13 protein-coding genes are annotated in these 14,114 nt (G+C 64.3%); 4 read left to right on the plus strand and 9 right to left on the minus strand.

From position 1 onward, the window contains the following. Nucleotides 1-44 precede the first annotated feature (44 nt). The 3 genes from aceF to ampD all read right to left on the minus strand — a co-directional run bounded on the left by aceF (nt 45) and on the right by ampD (nt 5,916). Nucleotides 45-2,075, minus strand: coding sequence for a pyruvate dehydrogenase complex dihydrolipoyllysine-residue acetyltransferase (aceF, locus tag AC5WNJ_RS14400; RefSeq protein WP_495930033.1), 2,031 nt, complete (start codon nt 2,073-2,075; stop codon nt 45-47). 105 nt (nt 2,076-2,180) lie between these two features. Then, on the minus strand, nt 2,181-4,856 hold the full coding sequence (gene aceE, locus AC5WNJ_RS14405) for a pyruvate dehydrogenase (acetyl-transferring), homodimeric type (RefSeq protein ID WP_495930034.1): 2,676 nt from the start codon (nt 4,854-4,856) through the stop codon (nt 2,181-2,183). Nucleotides 4,857-5,304: 448 nt separating this feature from the next. Next, a complete protein-coding gene (ampD, locus tag AC5WNJ_RS14410) occupies nt 5,305-5,916 on the minus strand; it encodes a 1,6-anhydro-N-acetylmuramyl-L-alanine amidase AmpD (protein WP_253064586.1) in 612 nt (203 codons plus the stop codon). Between the two features lie 171 nt (nt 5,917-6,087). Between ampD and nadC the strand changes: the two genes are divergently transcribed. After that, on the plus strand, nt 6,088-6,951 hold the full coding sequence (gene nadC, locus AC5WNJ_RS14415) for a carboxylating nicotinate-nucleotide diphosphorylase (RefSeq protein WP_495930035.1): 864 nt from the start codon (nt 6,088-6,090) through the stop codon (nt 6,949-6,951). A gap of 166 nt (nt 6,952-7,117) precedes the next feature. After that, the gene (locus AC5WNJ_RS14420) at nt 7,118-7,702 is read left to right on the plus strand and encodes a class I SAM-dependent methyltransferase (protein ID WP_495930036.1); all 585 of its coding nucleotides are present in this window, start codon (nt 7,118-7,120) and stop codon (nt 7,700-7,702) included. 114 nt (nt 7,703-7,816) lie between these two features. Here the strand turns inward: AC5WNJ_RS14420 and AC5WNJ_RS14425 are convergent, their stop codons facing one another. The 4 genes from AC5WNJ_RS14425 to AC5WNJ_RS14440 all read right to left on the minus strand — a co-directional run bounded on the left by AC5WNJ_RS14425 (nt 7,817) and on the right by AC5WNJ_RS14440 (nt 10,368). Continuing rightward, nucleotides 7,817-8,338 (minus strand): GNAT family N-acetyltransferase, encoded by a 522-nt coding sequence (locus AC5WNJ_RS14425; protein WP_495930037.1) that lies wholly within the window; start codon nt 8,336-8,338, stop codon nt 7,817-7,819. A gap of 94 nt (nt 8,339-8,432) precedes the next feature. Further along, nucleotides 8,433-9,113, minus strand: coding sequence for an acireductone synthase (gene mtnC, locus AC5WNJ_RS14430; RefSeq protein WP_107335985.1), 681 nt, complete (start codon nt 9,111-9,113; stop codon nt 8,433-8,435). Continuing rightward, nucleotides 9,110-9,706 carry a 1,2-dihydroxy-3-keto-5-methylthiopentene dioxygenase gene (locus AC5WNJ_RS14435; protein WP_176677942.1) on the minus strand — a complete coding sequence of 199 codons (597 nt, stop codon included), beginning with the start codon at nt 9,704-9,706 and terminating at the stop codon, nt 9,110-9,112. The genes mtnC and AC5WNJ_RS14435 overlap by 4 nt, the downstream gene beginning before the upstream one ends. After that, complete coding sequence (locus AC5WNJ_RS14440) at nt 9,703-10,368, minus strand: methylthioribulose 1-phosphate dehydratase (RefSeq protein WP_495930038.1); 666 nt, start codon at nt 10,366-10,368, stop codon at nt 9,703-9,705. Before AC5WNJ_RS14440 ends, AC5WNJ_RS14435 begins: the two co-directional genes overlap by 4 nt. 359 nt (nt 10,369-10,727) lie before the next feature. Between AC5WNJ_RS14440 and tsaA the strand changes: the two genes are divergently transcribed. Both tsaA and AC5WNJ_RS14450 read left to right on the plus strand, forming a co-directional pair. Next, nucleotides 10,728-11,468, plus strand: a complete 741-nt coding sequence (tsaA, locus tag AC5WNJ_RS14445) for a tRNA (N6-threonylcarbamoyladenosine(37)-N6)-methyltransferase TrmO (protein ID WP_495931059.1) — start codon at nt 10,728-10,730, stop codon at nt 11,466-11,468. Between the two features lie 187 nt (nt 11,469-11,655). Next, nucleotides 11,656-12,234, plus strand: a complete 579-nt coding sequence (locus AC5WNJ_RS14450) for an NADPH-dependent FMN reductase (protein WP_043333775.1) — start codon at nt 11,656-11,658, stop codon at nt 12,232-12,234. A 163-nt stretch (nt 12,235-12,397) separates the two neighbouring features. On the opposite strand, the gene purC is transcribed toward AC5WNJ_RS14450, so the two are convergent. After that, nucleotides 12,398-13,114: a phosphoribosylaminoimidazolesuccinocarboxamide synthase gene (gene purC / locus AC5WNJ_RS14455; protein ID WP_175089098.1), complete on the minus strand. Its 717-nt coding sequence runs from the start codon at nt 13,112-13,114 to the stop codon at nt 12,398-12,400. A gap of 194 nt (nt 13,115-13,308) precedes the next feature. Further along, nucleotides 13,309-14,091: an MBL fold metallo-hydrolase gene (locus tag AC5WNJ_RS14460; RefSeq protein ID WP_495930039.1), complete on the minus strand. Its 783-nt coding sequence runs from the start codon at nt 14,089-14,091 to the stop codon at nt 13,309-13,311. Nucleotides 14,092-14,114: the final 23 nt, after the last annotated feature.

The following is a 14,114-nucleotide window of genomic DNA, read 5'->3' on the forward strand; positions in this document are numbered from 1 at the left end:
TTCCAGGAAGGTCACGGCACCCGCGCTTCATGCCACAGGCATCATCAGAGCAGCATGCGACGCACGTCAGTCAGCACCTGAGCCAGATACGCCGTGAAGCGTGCTGCATCCGCCCCGTTCACCGCACGGTGATCGTAGGACAGTGACAGCGGCATCATCAGACGCGGCTGGAAGGCTGCGCCGTCCCACACCGGCTTCATCTGCGCCTTGGAGACGCCCAGGATGGCGACTTCCGGCGTGTTGACGATCGGGGTGAAGGCAGTACCGCCAATGGAGCCAAGGCTCGAGATGGTGAAGCAACCACCGGTCATCTCTTCGCGCTTGAGCTTCTTGGTCTGCGCCTTCTTGGCCAGTTCCACGGACTCCTTGGCCAGCTCCAGCAGGCTCTTCTGATCCGCATTGCGGATCACCGGCACCATCAGGCCGTCCGGCGTGTCCACCGCGATACCGATGTGCACGTACTTCTTGTGCACCAGGGTCTCGCCGTCGGCCTTGAGGCTGACGTTGAACTGCGGATACTTGGCCAGCGCGTGAGCCGCCGCCTTGATCATGAACGGCAGCGGCGTGAGCTTGGCACCTGCCGCTTCCGCCTCGGCCTTCATGGACTTGCGGAAGGCCTCGAGCTCGGTGATATCGGCTTCATCGAACTGGGTCACGTGCGGGACGTTGAGCCAGCTGCGATGCAGATTGGTGGCACCGGCCTTCATCAGGCGGCCCATCTTCTTCTCTTCGATCTCACCGAACTGGCTGAAGTCCTGATCCGGCACCTGCGGGATACCGGCACCGCCGGAGGCCTGCGCGGCAGGGGCTGCCGGTGCGGACTTGGCCTTCTGCACCATCTGCTTGACGTAGGCCTGGACATCTTCCTTCACCACACGGCCCTTCGGACCGCTGCCGGAGACATCCGCCAGGTCGACACCGAACTCACGTGCCAGCAGGCGAACCGCCGGCCCTGCGTGGACCTTGGCACCCTTGCTCGGCTTGTGAGCGGCCATCTGGGCTTCCGGACTCGGCGCACCAGCCGGTGTCGGAGCCGGCTTCTGCTCGCTCTTTTCCGCCTTGGGCGCACCCGGCGCTTCGGACTTGGCAGCCTTCGGCGCAGGCGCGGCACCCGCGACCTCGATGTAACCGATCAGGTCACCCTCGGAGACGGTGTCACCTTCCTTGACGGAAAGCTCCACCACCTTGCCCTTGTAGGGGCTCGGGATGTCCATGGTCGCCTTGTCGGACTCGAGCGTGATCAGCGCGTCTTCCTCGTTGACCTCGTCACCGACGGCCACGGCCATCTCGATGATTGGCACGCTGTCGCTGCCGGACAGATCCGGGACACGCACTTCCTTGCGCTCCGGCTCACCGGAGGCCGGCGCTTCTTCAGCAGCCGGTGCCTCGGAAGACGCATCCTCAGAGGCGGACTCGGAAGAAGAGGCCTGCTCGGCCGGCGCAGAATCAGACGCGCTGTCACCGCCTTCACCGGCGATTTCCATCTGACCGATGACATCACCGGAGGAGACACTGTCGCCCTCCTTGACGGTCAGCTTGACGATCTTGCCCTTGTGCGGGCTCGGGACGTCCATGCTGGCCTTGTCGGATTCCAGCGTGATCAGCGCATCTTCGGCGTCGACTTCGTCGCCTTCGGAGACGGCCATCTCGATGATCGGCACGGCTTCGGAGTCGCCCAGGTCCGGCACGACGATGTCGACGGTCCGGGTGCCACCGGAAGCGGCCTTCGGTGCAGAAGCGTCTTCCTTCGGCGCTTGCTCAGAGGCTTCCTGCTTGGGCGCCTCTTCCTTCGGCGCTTGCTGCTCGTCAGAAGCGTCAGAGGAGGTGTCACCACCGCCTTCGGCTTCCAGCTCCAGGATATCGTCGCCTTCGGAGACGGTGTCGCCTTCCTTGACGAGAATCTTCACCACCTTGCCGCCCTTCGGTGCCGGCACATCCATGCTGGCCTTGTCGGACTCAAGAGTGATCATGGTGTCTTCGGCGGAGATGACATCTCCCACCGCCACCGCTATCTCGATGATCTCGACATCGGAACTACCGCCAATGTCGGGAACCTTGATGATTTCGCTGCTCAAGATCGTGCTCCTTCCAAAACGTGCACGGGGAGCGACACCCGAATCACCTGCGCATCATCATGATGTCGAGGAGGGAGTGCCGCTCGCCTGTTCCGCGATCTCCGCTCAGACGTTCAGCGGATTCGGCTTGTTGGGGTCGATGCCGTAGGTCTTGATCGCTTCCGCGACCACCTTGCGGTCGATCTCACCACGATCCGCCAGCGCCTTCAGGGCCTGGACGGTGACGAAGTTGCGGTCGACTTCGAAGAAGTGACGCAGCTTCTCGCGGGTATCGGAACGACCGAAACCGTCGGTACCGAGCACGTGATAGTCAGTCGGGACCCAGGCGCGAACCTGGTCAGCGAACAGCTTCATGTAGTCGGTGGCAGCCACGACCGGGCCGTCACGACCTTCCAGACACTGGGTGACGTGCGGCTTGGCCGGAGTCTCTTCCGGCTTGAGGAAGGCCTGGCGATCCAGTTCCAGCGCTTCACGACGCAGCTCGTTGAAGCTGGTGACGCTCCAGATGTCGGCATCGACACCGTAGTCTTGCTTGAGCATCTCGGCGGCTGCCTCGACTTCACGCAGGATGGTGCCGGAACCCAGCAGCTGAACGCGTGCCTTGCCGTCCTTGCCACCTTCCTTGAGCAGGTACATCCCCTTGATGATGTCCTCTGCGGGCACCGTCTCGAGTTCCGGCTGCTCGTAGTTCTCGTTCATCACCGCCAGGTAGTAGAAGACCGGCTCGTGCTGCTCGAACATGCGCTTCATGCCGTCCTGCACGATCACCGCCACTTCGTGAGCGTAGGTCGGGTCGTAGGTGCGGCAATTCGGGATGGTCGAGGCCAGGATATGGCTGTGGCCATCCTGGTGCTGCAGACCTTCACCGTTCAGGGTGGTACGACCGGCAGTACCGCCGACCAGGAAGCCACGTGCCTGCAGGTCACCTGCGGCCCACGCCAGATCACCGATGCGCTGGAAACCGAACATCGAGTAGTAGACGTAGAACGGCATCAGCGGCAGGTTGTGGTTGGCATAGGACGTTGCCGCCGCCACCCACGCAGACATGGCGCCTGCCTCGGAGATGCCTTCCTCGAGGACCTGACCCTTCTGGTCCTCGCGGTAATACATGATCTGGCCCTTGTCGACCGGCTCGTACTTCTGGCCTGCCGCGGTATAGATACCCAGCTGACGGAACATGCCTTCCATGCCGAAGGTACGCGCTTCGTCAGGAATGATCGGCACGACACGCTCGCCGAGGGTCTTGTGCTTGACCAGACCGTTGAGCACGCGCACGAAGGCCATGGTGGTGGACACTTCGCGGCCGTTGGAGCCCTTGAGCTGGGACGCGAAGATCTTGTCGTCCAGCGGCGGGATTTCCAGCGTTTCATACTCGGTGCGACGCTGCGGCAGGTAGCCGTTCAGACGTTCGCGCATGAGGTGCATGTACTTCATTTCCGGGCTGTCATCCGCCGGCTTGTAGTACGGCACTTCCTCGAGCTGCTCGTCGGTCAGCGGGATGCCGAAGCGGTCGCGGAATTTCTTCAGCGCTTCGTGCTCCATGGTCTTGACCTGGTGGGCTTCGTTGGCGGCTTCGCCATCGCCCATGCCCATGCCGTAACCCTTGACGGTGTGCGCCAGGATGACGGTCGGACGACCATTGGCGTTGTTGACCGCCTCGTGGTACGCCGCATAGACCTTGTACGGATCGTGGCCACCGCGGTTCAGACGCCAGATGTCGTCATCTGACATGTCCTTGACCAGTTCGGCCGTCTCCGGATACTTGCCGAAGAAGTGCTCACGGGTGTAAGCGCCGCCATTGGCCTTGTAGTTCTGGTAGTCGCCGTCGACCGCCTCGTCCATGCGCTTCTGCAGGATGCCTTTCTTGTCCTGCTCGAAGAGCGGATCCCAGAAGCGACCCCAGGTGACCTTGAGCACGTTCCAGTCGGCACCACGGAAGACGCCTTCCAGCTCGTCCATGATGCGGCCGTTGCCGCGCACCGGACCGTCAAGACGCTGCAGGTTGCAGTTGATGACGAAGATCAGGTTGTCGAGGTTCTCGCGACCCGCCAGCGAGATGGCACCCAGGGATTCCGGCTCGTCACACTCGCCGTCACCCATGAAGCACCACACCTTGCGGTCGTACATGGACTTCAACTCACGCGAGTTGAGGTACTTCATGACGTGCGCCTGGTAGATCGCCTGGATCGGGCCCAGACCCATGGAGACGGTCGGGAACTGCCAGTAATCCGGCATCAGCCACGGGTGCGGGTAGGAAGACAGGCCATTGCCGTCGACTTCCTGACGGAAGCTGTCCATCTGCTCCTGGCTGAGACGACCTTCCAGGAAGGAACGGGCGTAGATGCCCGGCGCCACGTGGCCCTGGATGTAGAGCAGATCGCCCTCGAAATCTCCTTCCGGTGCACGGAAGAAGTGGTTGAAACCTACGTCGTAAAGCGTCGCACTGGACATGAAGCTCGAGATGTGACCGCCCAGGCCCTTGTGGGCACGGTTGTTGCGGATCACCTGAGCGATGGCGTTGTAACGGATAAGCGAACGGATACGACGCTCCATGAACAGATCGCCCGGCATGCGCGCTTCGCGGTGCACGGGGATACTGTTGCGATGGGGCGTGGTCACCGAGAAGGGCACCTGATGGCCATCACGACGCAGACGATCTGCCAGACGTGACATCAGGTACTGGGCGCGATCCTCACCCTCACGATCCAGGACCGATTCCAGGGAGTCCAACCATTCCGTGGTTTCGATCGGATCGAGATCTTCTCTTGCCTCCAGACTCATAGACGTCTCTCCGAGTGAAGAAATTTTTTGTCAGACGTTTCGACGAACAGCGATATCGAAACCAGTGGCGCTCTTCAGTGTGGGCACGACCTTCTGGGTGGGTCGCATCTCCGATAAACCTGCCGTGACCGGGTCTTGCCGGCCGTCAATCTCGACGCGCATCCTGCGCCAAAGCAGGTCACAAGATGCGGTCATTTGGCGTGAAAGATACCGCAAACACCCCCGCGTGCCAATTCAGGGCAGCCAGACTCACCGGGCAGGTGCAACGCTTGGCTGCCCCGCGGCAGCACTGGCCTCATGCGCCTTGCGGTCGGGACTCATGCGCCAGACTGAGCCGACCTCGACAGCCATGATGTAGTAAAACTACCAACGCGGCCCGCCACTGGGCGTTTCCTGCTCGGCGACGCCGCATGATGCTGCAACGCACCATCGCGAGGCGCCTGCGATCTTAGTCCTGAATGCCACCCAGCAGGCGATCGAAGTAAGCCCAATCGAAGGCTGGGCCTGGATCCGTCTTGCGCAACGGCGCAATCCGCGCATGCGAGGTGATGCGCTCACGCGTCAGCGCGGGATAGCTCGCCATCAGGCCGGCCACGGTGCGTGCCAGGGTGCGGTACTGGACATCGCGATAGGGATGCACCTCATCGCCTTCGAGCTCGATGCCGATGGTGAAGTCATTGAGCTCGACACGTTCACGCTGACCGTCATGCCAGCGCGAGCGACCGGCGTGCCAGGCCCGACGATCAAAGGGTACGAACTGCACCAGTCGACCGTCGCGCTGGATCAGCACATGCGCCGAGACGCGCAGCTGATGGATATCGGCAAAATAGGGATGGGCACCGGGATCGAGCTGATTGGTGAACAGCTGCTCGATGGCCGGCCCGCCAAAGCGGCCGGGCGGCAAGCTGATGGAATGCAGCACCAGCGCCGAGATTTCTCCTTCGGGACGCGCATTGTGATTGGGAGACGGTACCTGACGGGCGCTCTCCAGCCAGTGCTCAGGGGTGACCGCCAGACGCGTCAGGTGACCCGAGCGCGGGGAAGAGGACAAGGGGGGCATCGAAGACTCCAGACGGGAAGGTCATCGCACGCGGGGACTGACCGCTCGCGTGGCTTTTCCTATAATGGCGCACATTATGGCATGCTCGGCAGCCACGGGTCTGTGCCACTGCCCCGGCACACGCACAGACCCCGGCTCCGGCAGCACTCTTCGTACAAGGATCAGACGCGCATGAACTTCCACGACGCCCTCGCCGAGGATATCCGTACCAGCGCCGCCCGCCTGCTCGCCGAGGATGTCGGCGGTGGCGATATCACCGCCGAATTGATTCCGGAGCGCCAGTGGGCCAAGGCACGCGTGATCAGCCGCGAGCCGGCCATCCTGTGCGGTGTGGCCTGGGTCGACGAGCTGTTTCGTCGTCTCGACCCGCGCGTCAGCCTCAAGTGGCTGGCCAGCGATGGCGATCGCCTCGAGGCCGACGCGCCCTTCCTGGAGCTGGAAGGCCCGGCCCGCTCGCTGCTGACCGGCGAGCGTGCGGCGCTCAACCTGCTGCAGACCCTCTCCGGCACCGCGACCCGCGCCAACCACTATGCCTCACTGGTCGAGGGCAGTGGCGTGCGCCTGCTCGATACCCGCAAGACCCTGCCGGGCATGCGGGTCGCCCAGAAGTACGCCGTCAGCTGCGGCGGTGGCCACAATCATCGCATCGGCCTCTATGACGCCTTCCTGATCAAGGAAAACCATATCGCTGCCTGTGGCAGCATCGCGGCAGCGGTGCGTGAGGCGCGCGACATCGCCTCCGACGTCACCTGTGAAGTGGAAGTCGAGAATTTCGAGGAACTGACCCAGGCGCTGGATGCCGGAGCCGACGTCATCATGCTCGACAACTTCGACAACGATCAGCTCATCGAGGCCGTGGCGCGCAACAAGGCGCATGCCAAGCCGGCCGTGCTGGAAGCCTCCGGCAACGTCAGCGAAGCGACCCTGCCGGGTATCGCCGCCACGGGCGTGGATTGCATCTCGATCGGCGCGCTGACCAAGGACGTGACCTCCATCGACCTGTCGATGCGCATCTACACTGTCGAGACCCGCTAGCCAACGACAGGTGAATGCCTTCCTGCTGGCCAGCTCCTGTCCTGCAGAAGTCGCCGCTGACGCCGGCCCCTCTGTCACGACGCATTGCCATGCCGCCAGGGAGGCGTCCCATGTCCCCGCCATCTCCTCATCAGCATCCGCCTGAAGCCCCCAGGGCATCAGGCGGATGCTGGCAGACGCGCCGATCTACGACCGTGTGGCCGCCCGTATCCTGCGCTCCGCGCGGCGGGAGGCCATCGCGACTCTCGATATCCAGGCGGGCACCCGCGTGCTGCTGCTCGGCGGCGGCACCGGGCTCGACCTGCCCTTCCTGCCCCGTGACATCGAACTCGAGGTGATCGACGCCTCCCCCGCCATGCTGCGCCGCTGTCGCGAGCGTGCCGAGACGCTGGGCTTCGATGCCAACGTCAAGCCGGGCGACGCCATGGCGCTCGACTTCCCCGATGGCTATTTCGATGTCGTCATCGCCCACCTGATCATCGCCGTGGTGCCCCGACCCCAGCGCGCCTTCGATGAAGCGCTGCGCGTGCTGGCCAGTGATGGCGAGCTGTCACTGCTCGACAAGGGCCTGCGCGGCAATCGCCCGGCCGGGCGGCTGCGGCGCCTGCTCAATCCACTGGCCCGGCTGGTGGCGACCAACCTCAATGTGCCGCTGGACAACCTGCTGGAGGGCCATGCGGTGCAACGACTCGAGGACCGCGACCTCGGCCCCGGCGGGGTGTTGCGCCACATGCATCTGCGCAAGCGCTGAGGCATCGACCGGCCATGTGGCCCCGATCAAGACACATCCCCCCATCAAGACACATGCCCCCGCCGGAGACCCGGCGGGGGCATGTCTGCCATCTGCCTTCACAGGAGGCGACGCTCACTGATCGAGACGCTTCTCGAAGCGCTCACGCTTGAGGCATACGTCATCGCGCTTGATGTGCTCAAGTCCCAGACTGTGCCAGCCACGGCGGGCCAGGCCCGGTGACAGCGTCAGACTGGCCTCCAGGCTCACCACCCGTACCTTGCGCTCGCGCAGGTCGCGCTCGGCCGCCGCCAGCAACTGGCTGCCGATGCCCTGCCCCATCAGACTCGGGTAGACGTAAAGCATCTCGATGCGTGCCAGCGGCCATTCGGGGGCGTACTCGCAGAAGCCGATACAGCGACCATCACGCTCCGCCACCAGCACCTCGAAGCGATGCTGACGCGCGGCCCAGCGTTCGGCGTCGCGCGGGACACGCGCGGCCCACTGCTGGCGCTGCGCCAGATCATAATGACCGGCAGCGCCCTGCATGACGGCCTGATAGAACACCTCGGCCTGATCCGCGGCATGCTCCGGCTGCGCCGCCACGATATGAACACGCTCCCTGGCCACTTCACGGCTATCGGTCTGGCTGTGCAATCGTTCGTCCTCCTTGTGTCCTCGAACGAGGACGCTGTATTCATGGAAAACCTGAAAGGCTTCACGGCTGACAACTGCCACTGAAGCGTCCTGCTCAGCCGCTGAAGGACACCTCATCGAAGCGGCTGGCCCGGGGATGATCTCCGGTGACCATGTCCGGCTCCCGCACCAGCTGCCAGGTATGGAAACCGGCGGCTGCGGCGGCGTCCAGCTCGGCGACGACATCCGACAGGAACAGGATCTCCGCGCCCGGAATGCCCAGCTGACCGGCGATACGGCGATAGCTCTCGGCTTCCTGCTTGGGGCCCGTGGTGGTGTCGAAGTAGCCGGCAAACAGCGGAGTCAGATCGCCGACATCGGAATGCCCGAACAGCAGCTTCTGGGCCTGGATGGAGCCTGAAGAGTAGACATACAAGGACAGTCCGCGCTCCTTCCAGTCACGCAATCCCTTCACGGCATCAGGATAGACATGGCCGGTAAAGTCACCGTCCGCGTAGCCCTGCGCCCAGACCATGCCCTGCAGCGCCTTGAGCGGCGTGGCCTTGCGGTCGGCGTCGATCCAGCCTTCCAGAATGGCGATCACGGCCTCGAGATCGGCCTTCGGTGCCTCGGCCAGCTCGCGGGTAGCAGCCAGCTGCTCGGCGACGTCCTCACGCTCGGCATTGGCGCGCACGAAATCGCCCAGATTGGCACGCGCATAGGGAAACAGCACCTGATGCACGAAGCGAATCGAGCCGGTCGTGCCCTCGATGTCGGTGACGATGGCGCGAATCATGCGGACTCCTGGGAATGCGGGGCGGCGGTCTGGGTAAAGTGCTCGGCCAGCGCTTCATGACGCGGGAAGCGGGCGGCGATGTCATTGTCGGTGAAGTTGGCGATCCAGCCTTCCGGATTGGTGAACAGACGGATGGCGGTGAAGTCCGGCGTCGGCCCCATGTCGAACCAGTGCGGCGTGCCGGCGGGCACGGCGATCAGGTCATCCTTCTCGCAGCCGACCGCCAGCACGCGCTCGCCCAGATGCAGATAGAAGATGCCGCTGCCGCGAACGAAGAAGCGCACCTCATGCTCCGCGTGGCGGTGCTCATCGAGGAACTTGCCGCGCAGGGCATCGCGGTCAGGGTGATCCGGCGTCAGGCCGATCACGTCGGCGGTGACGAAACCGCTCTCGGACTTGAGACGTGCGACGTCGTCGGCGTAGGCCGCCAGCACCTGGGCCTGGTCGGTGGGATCACGCATCTCGCAGCCCGCCGTCCAGCGCTCGAAGCGGATGCCTTCAGCCTCGAGTTCGCTGGCGATCTGCGCGCCATCATTGGTGATCAACTGCGGACGCGAGGCGTCCTGCTCGGCGTAGATGGCCAGAAAGCTCATCGCTGTCTCCTCAGTTCCAGTTCACAACCCATCAGGAAGTCGAGCGCTTCGACGTGGCGGCGGCAGGCCGCCATGCTGCTGGCCCAGGTATAGAGGCCATGGCCGCGGATCAGGTAGCCGTGCAGACCGGCATCGGCGGCCAGTCGGGCACGCACATCCAGCGCCAGCGCCTCGATATCCTGAGTATTGTCGAAGACGGCCAGACGTACCGCCGTCTCATGACTCTTGACGCCTTCCAGCGCCTTGTTGAGTTCGAAACCCTCCAGGCTCAGGGTGTCGCCCTCATGGCACAGCGACAGCACGGTGGCGGCCCGGGAGTGGGTATGCAGAATCGCCTGCGCGTGGGGCAGGTCTTCGTAGAGCTGGCCATGCAGGCGCGCCTCGTCAGAGGCCTTGCGGGAAGTGCCCTGCAGCCTGACGGCAAAATCGCTGACCAGAATGTCGCCGCTGGTCAGGCGGCCCTTGTGGCAGCCCGAGGCGGTGACCGCCATCAGACGATCACTGAGACGACAGGAGAAGTTGCCGCCGGTGGCCGGCACCTGTCCGGCAGCGTCCAGCGCCTGACCGGCCTCGATCAACTGTTGGCTCGCCAGTGCAAGGCGGTCGAGGTCCAGTGTCGACGGCAGGCCGTCGGCAGTGGCAATGGCGATGGGGTCTGACATGATCAAAGTTGCCCTCAAGAGTCGCGCGGGGCCTTCACGCCCCGTCGCCAGCATCACGATTCAGCGCCATGCAGCGCTGCTCTCGCGGCAGACTACACAAGCCGACCCAGTGAGACCAGTCATGCCGTGCGACGACGAGCATGGCATCATGGCGGCCTGGAATGTCACACGACATTCTGCGCCATCATCACTTCAGCCTCTGCCACGGTCCTGCCATGTCCTCTTCCGATCAGCCCGCCAGCCCCCACCCGACCGCCGACACGGCCGAGCGCCCGATGAGCGACGCCGCACTGGCCAGGCGCCTGCCGCTGCTGCCCCCTCATCTGCGTGAGCAGGCCGCGGCGCTGGGGCAACAGGCCATGCAGCCGGTGGGCATCATCGAAAGCTGCTACCCGGACAAGTTCGGCATTCCCCGCCAGCCGGGACTGGCGCGTCATGCGAGTGCCATCCTGCACCTGCTGCCACCCTTCGATGACCCGGACTGCGTGCGCGACATCGAGGGCTTCAGCCATCTGTGGATCCACTTCCTGTTCCACGCCAGCCCCACACGCTGGACGCCCTTGATCCGTCCGCCGCGCCTGGGGGGCAATGCGCGCACCGGCGTCTTCGCCTCGCGCAGCACCCACCGTCCCAACCGACTGGGGCAGTCGGTGGTCGAACTGGCAGGCGTCGAGACGGCGACCAATACCACGCCGGATGACAGGCAGCCGGGCAAGCGCAACGGCGTGCGCCTGCTGCTGCGCGGCCACGACCTGCTCGATGGCACACCGGTAATGGACATCAAGCCGTATCTGCCGTGGGTCGATGCGGTGCCCGAAGCGCGTGCCGGCTATGCGCCTGCGCCACCGCCGCGCCACGCCGTCGTCTTCTGCGCTCAGGCCGAACAGACACTGGCAACGCGGGCCGACAGCGCCACGCTGCGCGCTCTGATCGAGGAAGTGCTCGCCCAGGACCCGCGCCCCGCCTATCACGCCGCCAGGCCCGCCGATGGCAAGCGCCAGTATGGCGTACGGCTGGTGGACGTGGATGTGCGCTTCACGGCCCGCACACAACCCGATGGCCACTTGACGATGGAGGTCGCGGCCATCGTGGCCGTCTGATCAAGCCCCTGCGCGGACCAGAGCAGCGCCTTGGCCAGTGGGGGGCCACGCCTTGCATGAAGCGGATCGAAGGATTGCGCGCGCCAGATCAAGACAATGCCAGATTGAATTGGCAAACCGTCACGAGACCTGACCATACTGGGCGTGCGTTCCTTCATCTCCACTCGTTTCACCGGGAGTCCGCCGCATGAGTATCCGTCTGCTTGCCTTTGCCGCCAGTACCCGCAAGGCCTCCGTCAATCGACGCCTGATCGAGCGCTTGGCGCACCACGCCCGGCAGGAAGGTGCCGAGGTCAGTCTGCTCGATCTCAACGACTTCCCGATGCCGCTCTACGATGGCGACAGCGAAGAGGCCAATGGCCGTCCCGCCAGCGCCGACCGCCTGCAGGAGATGCTGGCCAGCCATCAGGGGCTGTTGCTGGCGACGCCGGAATACAACGGCTTCTTCAGTCCGCTGCTCAAGAACACCTTCGACTGGCTGTCACGCCCGGCGGCGGATGGCCAGAGCGGCATGGATGCCCTGCGCGGCATGCCGGTCGGCATCGTCTCAGCCTCACCCGGTGCCATGGGCGGCATGCGCGCACTGCCCTTCGTGCGCCTGTACCTGAACAATCTCGGCATGCTGGTCGCGCCCCAGCAGATCGCGGTCTCGCGTGCCGCCAGCGCCTTCCACGAGGATGGCAGCCTGGATGACGAAGGCCAGGACCACGCCCTCGCGGCTGTCGCCCGTCAGGTGATCGACCTGGCCAGCCTGCGCGCGTCCTGAGCGCCACGCCTCTTTCCTCACAGCTACGCTCCCGGCCAGACAATTGACGCCTACCAAACACGAACGGCCCCCTGCCACTGGCAGGGGGCCATTCCTTGATGCACTGTCTGCGTGACGTCGGGGCCTCAGGGCCCCTGTCTGTCACCCAGGCTCAGGCTCAGGCTCAGGCCGAGAAATCGATACCGATACGGCGACCGACTTCCTCGTAGGCTTCGATCACGCCGCCCAGCCCCTGGCGGAAACGGTCCTTGTCGAGCTTCTCGCGCGTCTCGGCATCCCACAGACGGCAGCCGTCCGGCGAGAATTCGTCACCCAGCACGACCTCACCCTTGAAGACGCCGAACTCGAGCTTGTAGTCGACCAGCAGGATGCCGCCGTCGAGGAACAGCTGCTTGAGGATGTCGTTGACCTGGAAGGTCAGTTCCTTGGCGCGCGCCAGGTGCTTGGGCTCTGCCCAGCCGAAGGTCTCGACCAGCGACTCGTTGATCATCGGGTCGCCCTTCTCGTCGTTCTTGAGGAACAGCTCGAAGGTCGGCGGATTGAGCTCGAGGCCTTCCTCGACCCCCAGACGACGCACCAGCGAACCGGCGGAGATGTTACGCACCACGCACTCCACCGCCATCATGTCGAGACGCTTGACCAGGCACTCGTTGTCGCTGACCAGACGCTCGAAGTGGGTCGGGATACCGGCCGCCTTGAGTTTCTCCATGATGAAGGCATTGAACTTGTTGTTGACCATGCCTTTGCGGTCGAGCTGCTCGATACGCTTGCCATCGAAGGCGCTGGTATCGTCGCGGAATTCCAGCAGCAGAAGATCCGGGTCGTCAGTGACGAAGACGGATTTGGCCTTGCCAGCGTAGAGCTCTTCACGCTTTTCCATGAGATTCCCCCTGATGACGCTAGACGCGTCGAGTGTTGAGGCGGTCGACGATGAATCGATCACGCTTGAGTCTGTCACGCCCAGCCGAGAGGGACTGTGGCGTTGGTGTATGACGTGATTCGAGAGCTGTCCATCTGGTCAGCTCATCCAGAATCACGAACGCCCGATCGCGAAGCGACCGGGCGTCATGAAAATCAGGCGATGGCCTGCCAGCCAAAGCCGCTGTCCTGCGCGGCGATGATCAGGCGACTATCGTCATCCGCAAGCCAGGGGGCCAGTGCTTCCCGGGCCAATGTCGGATGGTTGTTGCTCTCCGACAGGTGCGAGGCCACCAGCCGCTGCAGGCGCGCCAGCCCCAGATAGGGCAAGGCGGCGCACGCCTGGGCATTGGCCAGGTGACCGAGCCGCCCTCCGACCCGCCGCTTGAGGCTGGGCGGATACGGCCCGCTGGCCAGCATCTGCGGATCGTGATTGAACTCCATCACCAGCGCATCGCAATCGGCAAAGCACTGCAGCACATGCTCGCTGACATGGCCGAGATCGGTCAGCACGCCGAGGCGACGCGCGGCCGTCTCACCGCGCCGGTTGAACACGAACTGCACCGGCTCGCGCGCATCGTGGGGCACCGTGACCGGCAGAATCTCGAGATCCTTGATCGCGAATTCCTGCTGCGGCGTGATCAGATGCCGGCTCGGCAACGTGCCCAGCTTCTTCGCGCGCCCGGCAAGCCAGGTGCCGGTAGTCAGGTGCACCGGCACAGCGTGGCGACGCGCCAACGGCCCCACGCCGCTCAGATGATCACCATGTTCATGGGTGACCAGCACGGCGTCCAGCTGCGAGGGATGCACACCAAGGCGCGCCAGACGGGCCTCGGTCTCCTTGAGGGTGAAGCCGCAATCGACCAGCACCAATGCCTCGCGGGTGCGGATCAGCGTGCCGTTGCCCTTGCTGCCGCTGCCCAGCGAAGCCATCGCCATCACGCCCTGAGCGTCGTCACTCG

This window comes from Cobetia sp. PDI-23MA (genome assembly GCF_059507735.1).